This is a genomic window from Edaphobacter aggregans DSM 19364, assembly GCF_000745965.1.
In the GTDB taxonomy this organism is placed as follows: domain Bacteria; phylum Acidobacteriota; class Terriglobia; order Terriglobales; family Acidobacteriaceae; genus Edaphobacter; species Edaphobacter aggregans.
The window spans coordinates 1-20411 of sequence record NZ_JQKI01000052.1; the positions used below are offsets into that span (position 1 = coordinate 1).

Annotated in this window: 17 protein-coding genes and 2 pseudogenes; 4 read left to right on the forward strand and 15 right to left on the reverse strand. The window is 55.2% G+C overall.

Annotated features, from left to right (window positions below; all coding sequences use genetic code 11):
• Nucleotides 1-94, forward strand: a 94-nt coding sequence (locus Q363_RS46440) for a zinc-binding dehydrogenase (RefSeq protein ID WP_035353295.1), incomplete at its 5' end; no start/stop codon positions are given.
• A gap of 27 nt (nt 95-121) precedes the next feature.
• Entirely contained in the window at nt 122-715 is a 594-nt protein-coding gene (locus Q363_RS18740) for a TMEM175 family protein (RefSeq protein WP_035353297.1), read from the forward strand.
• A 15-nt stretch (nt 716-730) separates the two neighbouring features.
• On the opposite strand, the gene Q363_RS18745 is transcribed toward Q363_RS18740, so the two are convergent.
• From Q363_RS18745 to Q363_RS18780, 8 genes are all read right to left on the reverse strand, one after another.
• Nucleotides 731-1129 (reverse strand): hypothetical protein, encoded by a 399-nt coding sequence (locus tag Q363_RS18745; RefSeq protein WP_035353300.1) that lies wholly within the window; start codon nt 1127-1129, stop codon nt 731-733.
• Entirely contained in the window at nt 1126-2379 is a 1254-nt protein-coding gene (locus tag Q363_RS18750) for a type II toxin-antitoxin system HipA family toxin (RefSeq protein WP_035353302.1), read from the reverse strand. The genes Q363_RS18745 and Q363_RS18750 overlap by 4 nt, the downstream gene beginning before the upstream one ends.
• A complete protein-coding gene (locus Q363_RS18755; protein ID WP_084080522.1) occupies nt 2372-2650 on the reverse strand; it encodes a helix-turn-helix domain-containing protein in 279 nt (92 codons plus the stop codon). The genes Q363_RS18750 and Q363_RS18755 overlap by 8 nt, the downstream gene beginning before the upstream one ends.
• A 711-nt stretch (nt 2651-3361) precedes the next feature.
• A complete protein-coding gene (locus Q363_RS18760; protein WP_035353309.1) occupies nt 3362-4789 on the reverse strand; it encodes an alginate export family protein in 1428 nt (475 codons plus the stop codon).
• Between the two features lie 99 nt (nt 4790-4888).
• Nucleotides 4889-5821, reverse strand: coding sequence for a glyoxalase (locus tag Q363_RS18765; RefSeq protein ID WP_035353311.1), 933 nt, complete (start codon nt 5819-5821; stop codon nt 4889-4891).
• 29 nt (nt 5822-5850) lie between these two features.
• On the reverse strand, nt 5851-6654 hold the full coding sequence (locus Q363_RS18770) for an MIP/aquaporin family protein (protein ID WP_051978981.1): 804 nt from the start codon (nt 6652-6654) through the stop codon (nt 5851-5853).
• A 43-nt stretch (nt 6655-6697) separates the two neighbouring features.
• Nucleotides 6698-8533 (reverse strand): amidohydrolase, encoded by a 1836-nt coding sequence (locus Q363_RS18775; RefSeq protein WP_035353314.1) that lies wholly within the window; start codon nt 8531-8533, stop codon nt 6698-6700.
• Nucleotides 8534-8598: 65 nt separating this feature from the next.
• Nucleotides 8599-9339, reverse strand: a complete 741-nt coding sequence (locus Q363_RS18780; protein WP_245632316.1) for a hydrolase — start codon at nt 9337-9339, stop codon at nt 8599-8601.
• 461 nt (nt 9340-9800) lie between these two features.
• Here Q363_RS18780 and Q363_RS46445 point away from each other — a divergent pair.
• Nucleotides 9801-9983, forward strand: a pseudogene (locus tag Q363_RS46445) (OsmC family protein); the annotation flags it as partial.
• A 129-nt stretch (nt 9984-10112) separates the two neighbouring features.
• On the opposite strand, the gene Q363_RS18785 reads toward Q363_RS46445, so the two are convergent.
• The 7 genes and pseudogenes from Q363_RS18785 to Q363_RS42905 form a co-directional block, all read right to left on the reverse strand.
• Nucleotides 10113-12425: a PAS domain-containing protein gene (locus Q363_RS18785; protein WP_035353320.1), complete on the reverse strand. Its 2313-nt coding sequence runs from the start codon at nt 12423-12425 to the stop codon at nt 10113-10115.
• A gap of 130 nt (nt 12426-12555) precedes the next feature.
• Entirely contained in the window at nt 12556-13014 is a 459-nt protein-coding gene (locus tag Q363_RS18790; RefSeq protein WP_035353323.1) for a nuclear transport factor 2 family protein, read from the reverse strand.
• A gap of 832 nt (nt 13015-13846) precedes the next feature.
• Complete coding sequence (locus tag Q363_RS18795; protein WP_035353327.1) at nt 13847-14914, reverse strand: IS630 family transposase; 1068 nt, start codon at nt 14912-14914, stop codon at nt 13847-13849.
• Between the two features lie 214 nt (nt 14915-15128).
• Entirely contained in the window at nt 15129-16103 is a 975-nt protein-coding gene (locus tag Q363_RS18800; RefSeq protein ID WP_035353330.1) for a quinone oxidoreductase family protein, read from the reverse strand.
• 545 nt (nt 16104-16648) lie between these two features.
• Nucleotides 16649-18115 carry a thiamine pyrophosphate-dependent enzyme gene (locus Q363_RS18805; protein ID WP_035353334.1) on the reverse strand — a complete coding sequence of 489 codons (1467 nt, stop codon included), beginning with the start codon at nt 18113-18115 and terminating at the stop codon, nt 16649-16651.
• A 197-nt stretch (nt 18116-18312) separates the two neighbouring features.
• Nucleotides 18313-18519, reverse strand: a pseudogene (locus tag Q363_RS46450) (acetoacetate decarboxylase family protein); the annotation flags it as partial.
• A 24-nt stretch (nt 18520-18543) separates the two neighbouring features.
• The gene (locus tag Q363_RS42905) at nt 18544-18705 is read right to left on the reverse strand and encodes an acetoacetate decarboxylase family protein (RefSeq protein ID WP_211256245.1); all 162 of its coding nucleotides are present in this window, start codon (nt 18703-18705) and stop codon (nt 18544-18546) included.
• A 287-nt stretch (nt 18706-18992) separates the two neighbouring features.
• Here Q363_RS42905 and Q363_RS18815 point away from each other — a divergent pair, with 287 nt between their 5' ends.
• The gene (locus tag Q363_RS18815; protein WP_051978982.1) at nt 18993-20399 is read left to right on the forward strand and encodes an NTP/NDP exchange transporter; all 1407 of its coding nucleotides are present in this window, start codon (nt 18993-18995) and stop codon (nt 20397-20399) included.
• The last annotated feature ends 12 nt before the right edge of the window (nt 20400-20411 follow it).

The following is a 20411-nucleotide window of genomic DNA, read 5'->3' on the forward strand; positions in this document are numbered from 1 at the left end:
GCCGTCACGAGTATTTCGCTTCGAAGATATTCGGGAGGCGCATCGTGTAATGGAAGCCAACGAGGCGAACGGAAAGATGGTTGTGAAGCTTTGAAACCTATCAAGCGCTTCAGGAGGAGCTATGTCGAACAAGAAGACCACACCAGAACGGCTGGCAGCATGCTCCGATGGGGTATTTGCAGTCATCATCACGATTATGGTGCTGGATCTCAAGCCGCCAGCCGAGGCAACGCTGAAGGCACTCCTCCCGCTGTGGCCCACTGCCCTGAGCTACGCGGTCAGCTATCTATTCATCGCCATCATTTGGGTGAACCATCATCACCTGTTGCGATTTACTCACCAGGCAACGGCTCAGCTTATTTGGTGGAACTTCGTCCATCTTTTTTTGATTTCGCTTGTGCCGGCGATTACGGCCTGGATGGCGGCAACGAAACTGGCTGCCGCACCCGTCTTTGTTTATGCGTTGGTGTTTGTCCTGGTAGAGACAGCCTACATCGCTTTCGAACGAACTGCACTTTCACAGGCAAGCGACAGCGATATCACTCCTCGGCTGCGGCGAATCACGAGGCGATCATATCTGGCGCTCGGTATGTTCAGTGCTGTAACCGCCGTCTCCTTTTGGTCTCCACTGAGCGGGCTCGCTCTGGTCTGTTGTGTCCTGCTCATTTACCTAAGCCCGCGCCTACCTGATTTGCTCCACCGATCGGTGCGTTAGGCCGAGATGCACGACTCAGTAGTAAAAGAGAACATCATGAAGAATTCTGTCGCAATTGTGACTGAAGCCCAGCCAGGGCATGGGAGGCTCTCCCGCTATCCGGTTGGCTCGCGAGTTCTCATGAGTGACACCGGGGAAATAGGCCGTCATCTCGGCAATCTCCGGCTCGAGGCCCTGATTGAGCATTTCCTTCAGTTCGTCGTTCTGCCACCAGGGCTCGGCGACGTGATGGTTGGTGAGGATTTGTCCATCATCGGATGCAAGAAATCCGGCAGATGCCATAGAGACGATCTCTCGTGGATAGAAGTCGTTATTCGCGGCGGATGCCCATGTGCGGCTGCGGCCTTCCATAGGGCGCACAGCAATGCTTGTTTGAAGGTGTAGGCGGTCGGTATAGCGCAGCAGGTTGCTCACCGACGGCTGGTAATCGATTCATTCGTCTTGAGGGAACCTGCAATGCCGATCTCCCACTGCGAGAGCATGCGGGCACCAGTTTCAGCAAAGGCTTGATGACCCTTGATGTACTTCCGCATTGTCTTCGCTGTGGCTGCCATTGCATCAGCAATGCGTTCAAGAATCTGCTTGACGTGCGCAGGTGAACCGCCGATGCGTGTTTCGCCCAGACGCTGCAAGTCCTTGGAGTTTGGCCATTGGGTCGAACCATTGAGTGTGAGAGCCATACTGTCTTTGGGTAGGTAGACAGACGTTGTCACTAGGTCATAGACAGGAGCTAACCGCGCTTCGCCCTGTACATCGTCGTAGACGATCCCGAAGTTTTTGAGGTGAGCGTCCCCATTGCGCAACGCGCAGTTCAGCGCGATGAGGGTGAAAAGTCGCTCCATGTCTTCAACAATATGCGATGAATTCGCGAACTGGCTGAAGCGCTTCATGATCGAGGTTTCGTAACTGCCTCGGTACTTCTCATCTGTGCGACGAGCATTGAGGACACAGAAGTCCTCGAAACCTCGATAGGTGCCATCGGAGCGCAGATCAAAACGGTCGATGACGAGTGCAAGCGCGTCTTCTGCAAGACGGTATGGAGGTACTTCAAGGCCGCATTCCTCTGCGACTTTGAGACAGAAGTATTCGTTTGCGGCGAGTTGAGGGTACTCGTTCTGTTCCCAGAACTTGACGATGTGTGTTGCGCCCCGGTAGCTCTCTGAGAATCGACGAACGGGACCGCTGAGAACAGCAGAGGAGGCTTCATCGCGGACAAGAACTTTCGGTTGTACACCACTGATGCCGGAGAAAGATGCAAATTTGTCGATGAGATAACGGAAGAGGTCACCGCCGCGGCGTTGTTCGAGAATCTCATCGACTGATTGGAAAGGCACGTCCTCCTGAAGTTGCTCTCGCTGGCCGGTGTATCGAATGGGTCCGACCTGCGAACGCCCGACGATACCCAGAAGATCGAACTCATCAAAGCTGCCGGTAGCCTTCGCGAATGCAAGACGTAGACGTTCACGAAGCACACCTTCGGGCAGATTCATTTCGAAGATCGGAGGCAGTCCGAACCGCATATCCCATGAGGGAAGTCGGACTGGCATTGTCACAGAGACCGCTCGCGCAGGTGAGGCATCGGCGGGGTAGGCGAAACTACTCCCACGCTCGCCGAAGCGGTCGAGCATGCCTGCTTCAATAGAGTCGGTCCAGACCTTAATCATCGCGTTCCTCGTTCAAAAGTTCTTCGAGCGTAGGACGACGTGCGACTGCCTCTTGGATCTTCAGCTCAAGTCCAAGGGCAGCGAGAAGGTTGCTAATCTTCGTATATCCAAGCTCTCCGATGCGACCGTTCTCAAGAGCGTCCAATGTGGAACGACTGATGTGTGCCTTCTTCGCAAGCGACGTTTGGCTCAAACCTATGGCTTTGCGTTTCTTGACAATCTGCTCGGCGATGGAAGCAAGTGACAACACGATGCCTAATATATTAGGCAATTATTCTTATGTAAAGCGCAATGCATCGTATGTTGAGTCTTAGGCTGGGCGAGGCGGCGGAACAGCCACTAAAACAGCCCACCAACAGCCCGAAAGTCACATTCGGACAGAAATCCGCCGAGAAAAAGTCGAATTATCTCGATGAACGCCAGCCTGGCTTTGCCTGTGAGACGGTGGATGTAACTGTAGCTTTTTCAACCAACTACCTGCGAGAACAGCAAACGTTTCCCGAGGCATCAAGGAAGGGCGTATCTGCCCTAAGAGGCCAACGCGCGGGAATTGGTGGCTGTTGGTTTCTATAGAGATGCTGTTGCCGGCTGTTTTGGGCTTCGTTGGGTGTTCTGGAACCGACTGAACATCCCGGATGGGCGGAGCATAGCCGAGGCCGCGCCGGAGTCAAGGGCGGCAAAGCCGCCGCTACGCGGTCGAGACCCTTGACACCGACTCCTGCGCCTAGGCAGATCATCCGAATATCTGGGGAATGCCATTTCTCAGAAGCGTTATTTAGAAGCAGAGGCAATCCGCTCCACAACCGACAACCTGTGAGCTGGCGACAGATGGCTATACCGCGCAGACATTGGTCATTTGCTTGCTCACATTACAATCGATCTCGCGAGTTACTTGACTCATAAGCAATCAACTCATCACGTCCAACTGTTGTCCCTGGGATATCGTTTCGCGGGCCTTTGACACTGCATCCTCATGGCGTCCCTAAAACTTATAGCCGGCCCACAGGGCCCAATAGTTCAGGTTGCGGCCAGGTTGCGTCTCCTTCAAGAACCTGCCAGCGTAGAAAATTCCATAGTCAGCCTGAAACCAGAGATGTCGGTCAACCTGCCATCGCAACTCCGTGCCCGGCCTGTGTCCGACAAATCGCGCTTGGCTATTGCCTGCGGGCCGGATCAGAGATCCCGGGACCGAGTAGACTCCGTCCAGGACATTTTCCCGCCACTGAAAAATCCAGTCGACCGATGCGGTCACGTTGTGCGGAAATGTTGTTTCGACATGCGGATGAACATCGATGAAGTTAATCGGACCGGGTCCCGTTGTAGCCAGGACTCCAAAGTAGTTCCCCTTCGGAAAAAGGGGATTGAAGGTTCCCAAGGTTTTTGAAGTTGGATTATCTCCGCTCGAGATGTCCGCCTTTGCGCTGAACCGCGGTTTCAGCGGAACCGTCGGAAATCGATAGCCCGTTTCGGACGCAACCGTCCATGCCCGGATGTTCCCTGAACCGAACGTGCCGAACTGCCAGACGCCTTCGTAATCAAAATCCAGTCCGGACCGTTCCGTTGCAGCGGGGCGCGAAATCCTCGCACCCAACGTGTGGCGCAACTCCTGAGCCGTGCCTCGTTGAAAAGCCGCCTGACTGCGGTCCAGACCCAAGTAGTAGACCTCCAGGGACATTTTGCGGGGCAAGGTCCGGGTGGCGTACACGCCCCAGAAGCCAACAGCGTGGTTCGGTGCGTTGTCAAAGAATCCGGGATTGTCCAAGTCGGGACGGACAGCGAATCCATCGATTTGCCAGGAGTCGATCTTGCTTTTGACCATGAAGCCGTCGAAGCTCAGCCGAACATTCGGACCTTCCCGCACATCAATCAAGCGTCCGGAGCCGTACTCGAGTTCGTGCCTGCCAACACGGAGTGCGACGGAGTTCGTACCTTTGGAAGTGCCAAGTTCGAGAAATCCGGCCTGGAAGTCGAGCTTCTTTTCGTCGATGGGGCGCGGACCACCTATCCGGTATGAATTCAATCCACTCTTTAACTCAACGAACGAGCGCACATGTTTTCCATAGTGAGCGTCAAACGAAAGCATGTATCGTTCGTTCAGATACCCGTTCATGTAGGGCTGCTGTCCCCAATTATCGTTGCCGATCTGCTCCCAGACCTCTCGAGCCTCACCTCCGATGGTGAGATACCAATCGTCCGCGTGGCTTCGCAATGGGATGTACTTGATCGGATCCCAGAGGTCCTGCCGGAGGGTTGGATCGCGCAGGAAGGTCCAATCCTCGTCGTTGCGCAGCAGATTGTAACTGCGATCCGGGACAGGGGGGCCTGCGGCCTTATCCGACTGGGCATGGGCTGTCAGCACGGTCAGGAAGAACGCCGCCAGCAAAACTCGAAAGATTCGTATCGATTTCATTACTTCAATCACTAATTTCTTCGGCCATAGCTGAGGACTTTGCGATCTCTCACGAGCGCCGCACTGCCGGTCGTCGCCGGCAGTGCGGCCGGACACACACTAATTGCTCACGGGGGAGTGGATTTCGGCAATATAACCGCCAGGAAATTGAACGAAGGCCGCATTCCTTTGATCGGCAGTGTAGGGAGGGACCAGAATCTCTACGCCGGCTGCTTTGGCCTTGGCAAGCGTATCCGTGAGGTTTGTGACCTCATAACCGGTCGTCTCGCGCGCGTAGGGATACGGAAGGTGACCATCCGTTACGAGCACAGTCAACTTGCCGAAGGTCGATTCGATCCGGATTCTGCGATAGATGTCCTTCGGCCGTCCGATCTCGACGCCGGGCGCATGCGGGTCATCGGAGACCACTTTGCCGTGAGAGAAGGCCAGGAAGCCCCGAAGAAACGCCTCCACCCTGTTGGTGGACACATAGACCCGGTTTTCCGGAATCGTCTGGAGCGCCTTGTAGGACGGTGCGGTGGTATGCCAGTACAGTTGCATATTCACGCCGCCCGGCCATTGGATGACGACATCGCGTCCGATCGGATCGTTAAATGGGCTGACGAGTACATCTGCTCCATCTTCGACCGCAGTTCGGGTCGCTCCATCCATGTCTGTCACCAAATAACCCGTCCGCTCCGCGCCGAATGGATAGGGCACTGGCGTCTTGAAACCAAACACCGACACGGTTCCCACCGGTGTCAAGACCAGTTGCGACATCGTGCTGCTCGGAGTTGGCGTCACGGTAAAGACGCCTTGCTTCGTGGTCGTGCCCCCAAAGGTCGCAAGAAGACTGGCCACGAAGCGATCGAAATCCTCTGGTGAGACATAAACGTGAGTTGTATCGTATTGCGGTGCCACTCCCGGGTTCGGCGTTGACGTAGAAGCGTGGACGACCGGCGGCGTACTTCCTATCAACGGTGAAAGACGCGCGCTTCCAACGCTCAGGAGGGCGGCGACGGTGGTCACGGCAAGGTATCTGGTAATACGCATTGAAATCTCCTTTCCTGCGGACGGGAATTTTAGATCTGATTTCCTGCCGGATGCCCGACGGTGCCGCATAGCCTATGGGTCAATACCTTTCGGCGATACTGAAGTAGCGATCTCAGCCACGCCGCGACTGCTGCTCCCACCAATGGGGCTACCAAGTACACCCATAGGCACTGCGTTTGTCCCGAAACGACAGCGGGCCCAAACTGGCGGGCGGGGTTCAGACTGCCTCCGGTCGCTGTTCCTAGCACCGCGATCCCGATCCCCACGAGAGCCCCAACGATCCAAGGCACGAACGGCGTCAATCGTTGTACCGCGAGGCAGAGCCCGACAAGGAACACGATGACCGCCATGCCGAAGGCCTCGGTTGCGAATAGTTCCCAGGTCGACCACCCCGGTCCTGGCTTGAGCGCGCCATATACTACCGGCGGTTCCGCCACAACATGGCGCCACACCCCGCGAGCGGCGACGACCCCAAGTACGGAACCGAGTAATTGTGCGAGGGTGTAGGGGATGACCCCTGCTCCGGGGAAGACTCCGAAGAGCCACATGGCCAGCGAGATGGCCGGATTCGTGTGCCCCCCGGAGGCCCTTCCCAGCGGGCTGAGAATCAGCCCGGCAAGCAGAAGGGCGACAGCAGCACCCACTATCCAGAGCTCGGCATGGATCCCGGGGATCGTCCGTGAGATGGGCGACGGTCCAATCACCCACCTCACGATACTGACCACGCCGAAAAGCAGAACAGCGGTAAGGATCAGCTCAAACGCGCTGTCTCGCGCCAGTCGATCAAGGCTTACGCGCTCCGCCTTGTTGGGCCGTCCTGGAGATTGATCCACTTGTTTAGCCTTTCAATTTGGAGTTATTGGGCTCAACTTGGAGTTAGAAAGCGAAGCAATCGCAGCCGAGACTCCAAAGTCCCTTGTCGCCCAAGATCCATTGGTGCGTCTTATGAACGGCGGAATGCTTGCCATCGTGCAACGACATCGCGTGGCTCGCTGTAGCCCCGACGGTCGATTGTTCCTCGCTCCGCGCATATCCACCGTATTTCTTGATAGGGGACCAGTCCGGACTCACGGGCAGTTCCGGAGGCGCCATGCTTGAGAATTCGCCTGCCGCGTAAACTACCTTGCCCCCGACAATAGTCAGCACCGACTCCAGGTTCTTGATCTCCTCTTCAGGAATTGAGAAGTAGTCCGAGGAGAGGACCGCCAAGTCGGCGAGTTGCCCTTGGGCTAGCGATCCTTTCTTGCCGTCTTCCGTAGAAAACCAGCTGCTCCCGACGGTATAAAGCTCGAGCGCTTTTGCGCGGTCGAACCGGTTTTCCTCCGGATATAAGCTCAACCCACCGATGGTCTTCCCGGTCACCAGCCAGTAGAGAGAAAGGAAGGGGTTATAGCTCGATACCCGCGTGGCGTCTGTGCCCGCTCCTACCGGAACTCCCATCTCCAACATTCTTTGGATTGGAGGCGTGCGCTTCGCCTGCTGCGCGCCATAACGCTCGACAAAATATTCGCCCTGAAAAGCCATCCTGTTCTGAACGGCAATACCGCCACCAAGTGATTTGATTCGCTCAATATTCCGGTCGGAAATCGTCTCGCAGTGATCAAAAAACCAGTGCAGTCCGTCAAACGGAATCTCGCGGTTAACCTCCTCGTACACATTCAAGGCCCGAGAGATTGTTTCGTCGTATGTGGCATGCATGCGGAACGGCCATCGGTTTTCCGCGAGGTGACGAATCACCGCCTTCAACTCGCTCTCCATGACAGGCGCCATGTCCGGCCGAGGTTGAAGGAAGTCTTCGAAGTCGGCGGCAGAGAAGACCAGCATCTCGCCTGCACCGTTCACGCGATAGAAGTCATCGCCATCGCCAGGCTTGGTCATCTTTGTCCAATTCTGGAAGTCGGCAAGTTCCTGCTTTGGTTTCTGAGTGAAAAGGTTGTAGGCCAGGCGAATCGAGAGTTCACCCTTCTTGTGGAGTTCGTTCACGACCCCATAATCGTCAGGGTAGTTCTGGAAGCCACCGCCTGCATCGATTGCACTGGTGATGCCGAAACGATTCAATTCTCTGAAGAAGAGACGCGACGAGTTGAGCTGGTCTTCCCGCGACAGCTTGGGCCCCTTCGCCAAGGTCGAGTACAGAATGTTTGCGTTCGGTTTGGCCAACAGAAGACCCGTGGGATTACCCTGCTTGTCGCGTTGAATCTCGCCGCCGGGAGGATCCGGGGTGTCTTTTGTGTAGCCCACTGCGCGTAGCGCTGCCCGGTTGAGCAACACCCGGTCGTACAAGTGCATGACGAAAACCGGGGTGTCCGGGGACACCGAGTTGATTTCATCCAACGTCGGCATCCGGCGCTCGGCAAACTGAAACTCTGTCCACCCGCCGACAACCCGCACCCACTGAGGCGCGGGCGTCCGAGCCGCTTGCTCCTTGAGCATTTGCAGCGCATCGGCGAGCGATGGCACTCCATCCCAACGCAACTCCAGATTGAAATGGAGCCCACCGCGGATCGGATGCATATGGGAGTCGTTGAGACCGGGGATGACCGTTCTCCGGTTTCCATCAATGACCGTTGTCCTTGGGCCGCGCAGCCGAAGGATCTCCTCGTCCGTACCGATGGCGCTGATTGTTCCGGTGGTAATGGCAACCGCTTCGACAAACGCTGGCACTCGATTTGTCGCGATCTTGGCGTTGTGAAGTATTGTGTCAACTGCCATAGAGTTCTCCTTAGTAGCAAAGCGCTGTTGTTTAGAGGGCAGGGGTCGCCTGCCCTCCACAAGCCCTATTTGTGTGCGAGTTCCGCCGTGGGGACCACGTATTCTGGAAACTTCGTTGCGGGAGCGCGGTGAACCATCGTGTAGGCATATTCGACGCCGATGCCATAAGCGCCATAGTGCGTCTTCGCGAGGTCCATTACGGCGTCGTACGTATCCCGGTTTGCCCAGTCGCGTTGCCATTCCAGGGTCACAGAGAGGGCCGTCACCGGTTTTGCTCCCGCCTGGACAACACGACGCATCGCATTGTCGTGTGCGAGTTGGCTAACGTCGCCGCAGCAGTCTTCGACCACGTAAACCTCGTAGCCATCGTGGATGGCCTGCACTGTCGGAAGAGCCACACAGGTCTCCGTCCATAGCCCGGCCAGCACAATCTTCTTGCGCCCTGTCTTCTCGATTGCCGCAACGAAGTTCTTGTCGTCCCAGGAATTCATGGACGAACGCTCGATCGGTTCCTGGCCCGGGAACACGGATCGGATCTGCGGCCACAGGTTCCCGCTGAAACTCTTCGTCTCGACCGTCGTCAGCACGACCGGCACGCCGAATATCCGCGCTGCTTTTCCTAGCGCGACAGTACTGTTAATGATCGCCTGGCGATCAAAGTTACTCGTTCCGAACAGCATTTGCGGTTGGTGATCGATCAGCGCCACGACGCAGTTGTCTGGCGTGAGAAGTCCTTTTTCGCTACGCTTCGATGTTCCGTTATTTTGACCCATATTCATTTCTCCGTTGGTTTGGTACAGTTGCACTTTCAAAATCTTGTTTGCCTTTGGGTGCGTGTAGTCGTTTGTAATGTCATGGTCTTCGCAACGATTGTGCCTCCGAGCAAGACCGCAGTGACCCGAACATGCTAGCAACGCTGGGGAGCGAGATAAATTACATGTTCCTGTAAGGGTGTCCTGGGGATTTATCACCCGCAGACCCAAGTCCATTGCTGACAGCGCATTCGTGCAGGATGCGCTCATAGTGCGCTGAACCACACCTGCAACTTTTCCATTTAGGTCGGAGTGTGACGTTCGGAAAGGGTGTAGATCGATTTAAATGAAGTCGAATGCAACAGAAGAAGACCATCGTTAGCCCACGTGCGTGCAGCTCGCGACTACAAGGAAGATGTGATTGTTTGCCGCGGTGGTGATTGCTGGCACCGCCTATTGGATGGCTAAATGGATCGAGCACTCCGTCGGACTCTCAATTCGACCTCGAGCTTAAAATGAGCGGAAAGGGGGAGGGAACTAACCCGGAACAGCTATTCGCCGCAGGCTACGCGGCGTGTTTCATCGGAGCTCTTCAAGTTGTGGGTGGAAAGAAGCACATTCGGATTACCGACGACGTTTTCAGTGATTCCGAAGTTTCATTTGGTCCGCTTGCCGGAGGTGTAGAAGGTGTTGTCATCGCGGTCGAGATACAGTTCATTTCCTGGCATCGAGAGGAGCGTCACGGAAGGACTGGTGCACGAGGCTCATCAAGTTTGTCCATATTCCAACGCTACGCGTGGCAACATCGACGTTGTTCTGTCAGTAGCTTAGGTTGGGTTCTCATCGGAAGAATGGCCCGCATCCGGTTCGGCGCTTTTCAACAGCAGACTGAACTTCGCTCCAACGTCGGGGTTATTCGCCGCCCAGAGCTGACCATCATGGGCTTCCACGATGGAGCGTGAGATGGCAAGTCCAATGCCCATTCCATTCTCCTTCGTGGTTACGAAGGCATCGAAGATTCTCTCTGCATCACCATCCGGAAGCCCCGGTCCATTGTCAATAAACTCCGTTAACACCTGGCCGTTGCTCACTCGACGAATGCGAATGTGCAGCCTCGGAGTCCGATCCAGGTCTTGCATCGCTTCGATAGCGTTGCTTACCAGATTGATGATGATCTGCTGAGTCTGGAAACGGTCAACGAGAACCATAATGATTGGTTCTTCATAATCCCACTTAATCAATGTCGATTTTCGATTTGCATCCTCTTTGATGAGGCCGACTGCTTCTCGAATCAATTCGATGAAGTTGAACGGAGCCTTGACGGAAGGCTGCCGCTTAAACAACGAACGAACGTTGCGAATCACGGTATCCGCAGCGCGACAATCGCGGATGATGCGCTCAGTCGAAGAAACGGCCTCCCCGATATTTGGAGGAGACGCTTGTAACCAACGAAAGCAAGCCTGTGCGTTTGAGAGCAATGAGGTAAGCGGCTGGTTCAACTCATGTGCAATCGATGCAGAGAGTTCCGCTACCAGGGCGGTACGCGATGTCTGCGACAAGTTGGCTCGAAGTTCCCGTAGTCTCTCTACCGCACGCATTTGATCGTCGATATCGACGACGACACCAAACCACTGGATGATGCGTCCCTCAGCATCCCGGAGGGGCTCTGCCCGGCTCAGATGCCAGCGAAAAATGCCGTCAGCGCACCGTGTTCGGTGCTTCGCTCCATAGGATGTTCCATTGGCAAGAGCTTTCCCATGTTCCTCGACAATGAAGGCTCGATCGTCAGGGTGGATAATTTCAACCCAACCCGAATCCTGATACTCCTCGAGGCTCATGCCGATACATTCGCGAGCCTTCTTATTGATGAAAGTCGCCTTGCCGGTCGGGTCCAGCGACCAGATGATCGATGGAACGGTGTCCATCACCCTCCGCATCTGCTCCTCCGACTGCTGCAAAGCGATTTCAGCATTCCTCTGAACTGTCGTATCGAGCATGACTCCGTGAAAGGCGATTGTCTTGCCTGATTCGTCCTTGATCACAGCGATGCTGGTGTGAAACCAACGATATTGTCCGTCTGCCGCTATGAGACGGTGGACAATATCGTAACCGTCGCCACCGGCGAGCAACTGATTCCATCGGGTAAGGACCTCGTCGCGATCTTCCGGGTGGACAAGATCGAACCACCCCTTTTGCTGAAGCTCGTCAAGCGTTCGACCGGCGAAATCCATCGCCTTTTTGTTGATGTAGATAATCTTGCCGTCGGGCGCAGCTTTCCATAGGAGCGCCGGAAGCGTCTCCGTAAGAAGGTTCAACTGGAACTCTCGTTCCCTCAGTAGCTCTCGGGAGCGGTAAAAGTCGTCTATATCGTTGTTCACGGCGTACCAGCGATAGACGGTGCCGTCTTCGTTGAAATAAGGTTCAGCGCGTGTATGAAACCAACGGTAAATTCCGTCCTTGCCGCGGAGACGATAGACGATGTCGTTTGGGGCCTTATCAGGCGACTTAATGTGTTCCCGAACTATCGCTTCGCGATCGTCCGGATGGGTGTAATCGAGATAGGCACCGTCCCGGAGATCAGTGATGACGGCTCCGACATAATCGGATAGTTGCTTGTTGGTATATGCGACGCCCTCTTCCGTCCGGGTAGAAATCATGGCCGGCACGCGGTCCAAGATCTCTCTAGCTTCACGCTCGCTAGCTCTTAGAGCCTCCTGGATTTGGAACTGCTCATCGACGTCGACTCCAAGTAGGTACCAAGAGGTGCTATTACATTCCTCATGGAACGCCGGCTGAGCTTTGACGTGCAGCCACCGATAAGTGCCGTCGTTCCTACGAAACTTCCATGTGACATCCAGAGGTTGATTCGTCTGAATGCAATGGGCCCATACCTCCCGGGCCTGTTCCAGGAAAGCAGGTTCCAGGCTTTCCAACCATCCGTCGCCGAGCAATTCTTCCACCGTGCGGCCCAGCGCCCCAACAATCCCTTTATTTGCATAGACGATCTTGCCCTTGCCGTCCGCGACCAAAATGCAACCCGGGACACTATCCGCAATGCGACGAAAATCCAGCTCCTGCTTAACCCGACTAAGGTCGTTGCCAGGCGAAACTACGCCGGACGGGGCTCCCGGATCTTCCACATTTGTCTCCAATCAAGGGGAGGATGCGGCGCATTTCGTTGCGACGTGCACTGCACCATACGATTGAGATTCAGCCGACGCAACGGAAGACACATTGAATCGCATTACATATTTCTGCTAGCCCGCGCCTTCAGAGCGGCCGCGTTTCGATCCAGTCAACCAGTAGCTTGCGTTCGGAAAAATACCATGCGCCTTCTTGTTTAACGAATGTGTCAAGATAGCGAATCGAGGCGATCATGAGGCCGCGCTTTCCGTCTTGCTCCGTAACGTGATGCGCAAGGCAGTAGCTAACCCCGGTTGCGCTATCGCCATTCAGCTGTACGGTACTCTGACCGTTGAAATGCATTGTCGCCTTGTAGGTATTCAAATTGTCGAATACGGGAGCCAGAGATTCCCGGCCGTGAAGCTCCCGCGAAGGAGTGTCTGATTTTGAATCCATGTATACGACGAAGTGTGTATCGGACGTGAAGAGTGCCATCTGCCCCTTCGCATCTCGACGATCTGCACAATGAGCGTAAGCGTCGACCAACTCTCGAATCGAGAGTCGATCTGCCGCTTCTTCCGGAGAGATAGCGCGATTGACAGCCATGCAATGAGCATAGGATGAAACGTGTGTCGGTGAGCCAATCACAGAGATACATGTTTATGGAATTGACTTGACCGCTTTTATCGAGATCCAGCGAGACACGAAGATTCTGGGCGCTCTCCTTCCATCACGCCCACGGCTTGCCCTCAAGGTCAGGACGTAGACGCAGTGTGGCCTGCGCCGGGAACTCCCAAGCGTAAAGGCATGCATAGAGTTCCTTGGGGGCGCTCATCGGCAACCTGCCCAGTGTGTCCGGCAATGCCAGCTTGTCGTATTCGGATTTTGCGGTGGCTTCCGGATAGGGGCAATATGGCGATGTTTGTTTGAAACGGTGGTGGATAACCTCTACTTGTGGTTTCAGGCGCCTGTGAAGACGGTGTTCTCTTCAAGTGTGTCCGCCCAACTCCAGTCTCAACAGAAGTTCGGCGCTGCTCTTCGTACACGCATATCGCGTGAGTAACAGGATGCTCGATCGAGTTCGCTCGGCCGCCAGACGATAGCGATGCCAGGTATACAGAGGAATGCGCGAGACAAAGTCAGGTGCGATTCCAGAAGGTCGAGAACGATTGCACTAAATCCTCCACCTTGAAGCAAGAGATCTGTACAACGCAATGCCTCATCCATTCGCGCCCAGGGCGTTGTGGGTGTAAGCGGCTGGGAGGAGACAGATGTGGCTGCCTGACGGCTGCGATTATGAGACTCTTTTGAGTCTCCCGTTTTTTGCGCAAGCCGTTCCTACTCCTAGATTGGAACGCCACTGGTTGCAGAGTCTCGCTGACAGCCTCAGAGAAACCAACAGCTTCACTACGCGGATGTGACCCTCCACAGCCGCCTCCTAGTGGCCTGTCGCAGAGAGTTCGTTACTACGGATGCGGTGAGAAGGGTCGGAGTACTTCCAGTGGATAGGCTGAGCATTGGCTGAGTAAGCGTTGATGTAGCGTCGCAGCTTGCGGGCCAGATCGGGCACGGAGGGGAAGACGCCGCGGGCGATGACCTCTCGCTCGATTTTCGCGAACCAGAGTTCGACCTGGTTGAGCCATGAGGAGTAGGTGGGTGTGAAGTGGAACCGGACGCGGGGATGCTGCTCCAGGAACTCCCGTACCAGCGCGGTCTTGTGAGCCGAGAGATTGTCGAGGATGATGTGGATCTGCTGAGCGGGCGGGCACAGGGCCACGACTTCCTTCAGGAAGACGACGAAGTCGCGGCTGGTGTGGCGTGCAGCGGTCTTTCCGCGAACCCGGCCGGTCGCGGTATCCAGCGCCGCATACAGCGACGACAGGGTTCCGTGTCGGTAGTATTCCAATCCATGGCGCTCGGCGCGGCCCGGCGAAAGCGGCAGCACCGGATCGAGTCGATCCAGCGCCTGAATGGCGGTCTTCTCATCGACACAAAACGCGGCGGCATGCTGCGGAGGGCTCAGGTACAACCCGATAATGTCAGCGGCTTTGGCTTCGAAATCCGGGTCGTCGCTGGTCATGTAGCGCTCCAGGCGGTGCGGCTTCAGGCCAGCCTCTTTCCACACCCGATGCACAGCGTCCTTGCTGACGCCCAGTGCTGCGGCAAGCTTGCGACAACTCCAGGGAGTGGAACCGTCCTTCGACTTCTTGCGGGTAGTCGAGAGAATCCGGGCTCGCAGCTTCCGAGTCAGCACGGAAGCCGACTGTCCGGGATGATTCGTATCCAGGCCGTCCATTCCCGAAGCAAGGAAGCGCTGCTTCCACCGGCTGATCGTCGGCGCCGTGGTCCCCAACCTCTGCTTGATCGTGCGGAAGGACGCTCCCTCGGCCAGCATCAGAATCAGCCTGGCGCGGAAGACATATCCAGCGGGCAGAGAGCGGGACTGGGCAATACGGTTGAGTTCCAGTTGCCGGTCTTTGCTGAGCACCACGGAATCGATGGACATACCTGCTTAGATGTAAGCAACACCAGTCATGTTTACTCTGCGACAGCATGGCATGGCATGGCAGATATTCGCCTTATCTACGCCCAAGTAGGTACCGGCAGGGTCAACTGGGTTCTGCACTGAAAGTTGGGCAAGATCCTGTAACTTACTGAAACTTCAAGATATAGTTTTTCATGGTTAAAGCTCAGACGGCCCGAGCCGGTCGGTGATCTTTTCAGCCGCAAACAGAAAGCAAGAGTTTCCCCGTTGATCGGCCGCTTTCCAATTCGATATGAGCATTGCTCGCCTCTTCCAGAGTGTAGGGCGGCCTTACGAGCAGTTTTAGGTTCCCGCTCTGATACATCTCAAACACGGGTTCCATGACAGAGGTGAGTTGTTCGCGCGTTCTCACGTAATCGGTCGAGATTGGCCGGGTTATGAATAAAGAACCCATCGCAGATAACCGGCTGAGATCGAATGGCGGGACTGCACCACTCGAAGCCGCGTAAAGGGCTAATAGGCCGCGTGGCCGGAGGCACTTCAAGGATTGTTCGAATGTCGACTGCCCCACTCCGTCGTAGACGACATCGAGCTTTGCGCCCTTTGTGATTCTTATGATTTCGTCATCGAGCTTGGTCTCGGTGTACAGGATCACGTGATCTGCACCAGCTTCACGAGCCAACTCAGCTTTTTCGGAAGTCGACACAGTCGCAAACACCGTTGCGCCAGCGAACTTCGCCATCTGCGTCAATAAATAGCCCACTCCACCAGCCGCAGCATGCACGAGAGCAGCACTGCCAGACTTCAGCGGAAATGTAAGGTGGCTTAAGTAGTACGCCGTTGCACCCTGCATCATCAAAGCAGCGGCATCCTCAAGATTCACTCCAGAGGGCACGCGAATCACTCGGTCTGCGGGTACCGCTACCTTTTCCGCATAGCTTCCTAGAGGACCGAACCATGCAACAGCATCACCGACAGACAACCCGGTGACGCCCTCGCCTAATGCTTGGACATGTCCTGATCCTTCTCCTCCGGGAACGAGAGGTAGGGGAGCTTTGTAATAGCCTTGCCGGTAATACACATCGATGAAGTTCACACCGGATGTGTGAACTCTGATCAGCACTTCACCGACTTTAGGAACAGGATTAGGAAGCTCACGGAGCTGAAGAACTTCTGGACCTCCTGGCACCTGAACCTGTATCGCTTTCATCCGTGACCTTCCTCTTTTAAGCTGTTACTTCATTTCGCCGATGCGATGTGGCTAGCATCGCTGTCTTCTGGCGCGCTCTTCGAATTCCTCGGCCGCACGCGTGATTGCCTCACGGAGACGCTCCGCGGTAACGGCCTGACGATGATCGAAAGGTCTCCGGCATCGAGAATGCCTGACCAGAGTGAAGCGCTACCGCTCGGCGAATACATCACGATCGACGGTCGCAAGCTCATTGACCCCGGCGTGCCCCGTAAGATTGCTCGATGTCCTTCAGGCAAGACACCAATTGGGAGGACTGCTACTGCATGTCGAGAATCCGTGCACTTCTCAACGAATTCTTCGACCGTCGCACAGGTCTCAAGATCGCCCGCCACCGCGTCGGGCAGCTGTTGCATCAGCTCGTGGTCGTGCGGCCTTATCAACGCGATTACACCCGAGGCTCCTGGAGCAATCTCGTCCTCTCCGGGAGCCTCGGGTGTTCCTCCGTCTTTCGTCGTTCGCAGCGTCATACGTGTGCACCTGATCTGGTATGAACGAAGGTTATGTTAGTTGAGAAGATGCTCGTGTACCTTTTCGAATAGAAGATGATTGTCCCGATAGTCCACGTGCACTCCAATGATGACAGGGCCTGGAACTTCAAACGCTTTTTGGAGTTGAGGGCCGATCTCGTCGGGTGAATTGATCATGAAACCCGTTGCACCAAATGCCTCTGCATACTTGACCACATCGACAGGACCGAAATCCACATCCGATGTCTTCTTGTACTTAGCCTGCTCCTGAACAGCCACCATGTCGTAGGTTCCGTCGATCCAGATCATATGTACGAGATTCAACTTCAGTCTCACAGCTGTCTCAAGTTCCATTGCCGAGAATAGGAATCCACCGTCCCCCGAGATGGACAGCGTCTTCTCATTGGGCCTTACGAGACAGGAGGCGATGCCCCAGGGAAGAGCCACTCCGAGAGTCTGTTGACCATTGCTGATCAGGATCTGACGAGCCCGGAAGCTGAACAGGAAGTGAGCGATCCAAAGGTGGAACGAGCCCATATCAAGACATAAGGTCACGTCATTGGCGAGCCAATAAAAATTGTCGACATCGGCGCGAGTCGAATCGATGTGAACGATCTTCGCTTTCCGAGGATGGTTCCAGATTGATGGATCATACTCGACTGGATCGTAGCCGACGGTGATGATGACGTCGGCCGAAGCAAGCAGTTCATCACCAGGCGTGTTGTCTAACTGCCCTACGCGTCCCGCGAAGCCCTTGAACAGATCGGCTGATACCGTGCCAGCAGCCTGAAATGTTCCAACAACTGGAACATGACTCTTCCTTATAAAAGCCCGAATAGCATCGGCATTCTCCGGCCTGCTTGCGACCAGGCCTAAGAGAATGACCGGGCGTTGTGCGGCCGTTATGATCCCGGCGGCTGCTTCCAGGGACTCACGGCTTCCGGGTCCGAACACTGGGCTTGCGGGTACATCAAGCACCTCACACTCCGCCTCACCTTCCATAATGTCTTTCGGAAGATTTACGAATGCAGCGCCGGGGCGGTCTGATTCAGCGGCACGAAATGCATTCGCCATGACCTCAGCTATGGACTCCCGTGAACTCGTCTCGGCACAAAATTTCGTCACGGGCTTCAGGATGGATACGGCCTGAAGTGTTTGGTGAATCTGTTTCAGACTCTGAGAAGTTGCTACCGAACCGCCGAGGGCTACCATCGGATCGCCCTCACTGTTGGCTGTTGCCAGACCGGTGGTGAGATTGCTCACACCGGGTCCCGAAGTAGCGATCGCGACTCCAGCCTTACCAGTGAGCCTGCCAATTCCTCCAGCTATGAAGGCGGCATTTTGCTCATGACGGCAAACAACGGTTTGGATCGAAGAGGTCGCGAGTGTGTCGAAGACCTTGTGGATCTTTGCGCCAGGAATTCCAAACACATACTGAACGCCATGCTTCTCCAACGATTCAACAACGATCTGTGCGCCGGTCTTTGAAATCTTTGAACCCATGCTGTCTCTCAATGTCCACACTTTGGTTATGAATCGTGATTCCGTTCCGCACTCATAAGGTCGTCACTGGGATCACGAGTGAGGTCCGCCTTTAGAAATTCTTCTGTTTCCGGTAGGGAGACATGCATCTCATGCATGGCGCATCCGCCGATGAGGACGTCCCGAGCTTTGCACTCGAGGGCTTTGCCGAATTGGTATCAGGCTGTGACTTGACCGAGGCGCTTTGGATAACCCTGTGTCCAACCACGCGCGATTGCCGCGTCATTGTCGACGAAGATGTACGGGCAGTACGCCACGGGCTTGCCCTCATAAAGCGCATCGATCAGAAGGAAGAACTCGCGATATTGATAGCGAGCAGGGTCCAGATACTCTTCGTTCTCTCCGCTGAACTGCCAGTCGTAGAAGAGTGCGTTGCCGTGGCCATTGGCCTAGGGATCTGGATCAAGACCGGAAGGCAGGACTGCCGCTACAGCCGCGGGGTCAGACCAGAACTCTATGTTGAGGAAGTCTGCCGAGTAGTACCAGGGGGGAGGGGGATTCAGGGTCGACTTTCCTTTTGGCGTGAGCGGATAGTTGAAACCCTTGAGCATCGATTTTCTCCTTTTGTGTTGCCTGCCGTGGACATCTCTGAGTGCCCTGGAAGCGCCGGTCATCGGAGGGAGGTGACCTGCCCTCCGTACAGGCCGATGTTAAATCTACATTCCCGCTAAGAAAATTACATGTTTCTGCTACCACCGGCCTCGCTTCAATGCGTGCGCTGCACATGGGCCGAAGTTCGATATATGGCTCCCTACTAGGAAGATGTAATGGGAATCACATCGGAGATCTCGATACGATGCAGCGATGCCGAAACGCAGAAATGCTTCGACGAGAATTCATGGGCGCATTCGGTATACAGACTGGCAAGACGAAGCTTGCAACACCGACGGCAACCGATGTCCCCTCGACGGGAAGCGGACTGCAACCCCGCAAGAATGTTCTTGAGAAGACGCTCTCGATTATCAGTGACGTGCAGCCTGGAGAGGGACTAGGCGCACTCATACTCACGATCAATCTCTTCGCCCTCTTGGGCGCCTACTATCTGCTCAAGACGGTAAGAGAGTCGCTCATCCTCGCTGAGGGCGGCGCGGAAGTAAAAGCCTACTCGTCTGCTGCTCAGGCAATCATTCTTCTTGGGATCGTCCCGTTTTACGGCTGGATTGCAACCCATCTCAACCGCAATCGTTTGTTGCGGTTTACCACGTTATTTTTTGCGTCCAATCTGGTTATCTTTTACCTGATTGGACAAACGGGCGCTCGACTCGGCGTTGTCTACTACATCTGGGTAGGCATCTTCAACGTCTTCAGCGTTGCTCAGCTTTGGTCGTTCGCTACCGACCTGTTCTCTCAATCACAGGGGAAACGCCTGTTTCCGTTACTTGGCGTTGGTGCCTCCTCGGGAGCAGTTGGAGGCGCATGGATCGCGGGCCGACTGATTGGGCCGCTTGGACCATACAAGATCATGCTGCTCTCGGCGCTCGTGCTTTGCGTTTGCTCCGCCCTGACCCGCTTTGCTGGCTACATCATCACAAATCGCGCCGGGGAGCATGAAAAGAAGAAGGATACGGAGACGCTCAGCAGTGAGGGAGGGTTCCAGTTGCTGATGCGTGACCGCTATTTGCTTCTGATAGCGATCCTCACCGTGCTTTTGAATATTGTCAGCCTCTCAGGCGACTTCATCTTCGGCAAACTCCTGGTCAATCAGACAAATGAGGTTGTCGGTACCGCCGCTTCTTTGATGAAGGCGAGGAAGGCTTATATCGGCAGCTATTACGCCTCGTATTATGAATGGACAAATCTCGTCAGCTTCATCATCCAGACGTTCTTGGTCTCGCGCATCTTCAAGCGTATCGGTGTACGAGGGTCGCTGTTCATTCTTCCGACAATATCACTCGCGACATTTGTCACGATTCTAGCTAATCCCATCTTGCAGGTCGTGCGAATCCTTAAGATCGCTGAGAATTCCACCAACTATTCTCTGCAGAACACCGTCCGACATGCGCTGCTTCTCCCGACCTCCAGAGAGGCTAAATATAAGGCGAAAGCTGCCATTGAGACATTCTGTGTGCGGCTCGGAGACGTTCTGCAAGCAGGTGTAATTCTTGTCGGAACGGCGCTCCATTTCGAAGTAAGGGCGTTTGCGTCGATGACTCTGATCATCACGCTGTTGTGGCTATTCGTCGCATACAGACTCTATATCGAGCACAAGCGCTTGGTTCCCAGTTTCACTAAAGCGTTAGATTGACCGACTTCTCCA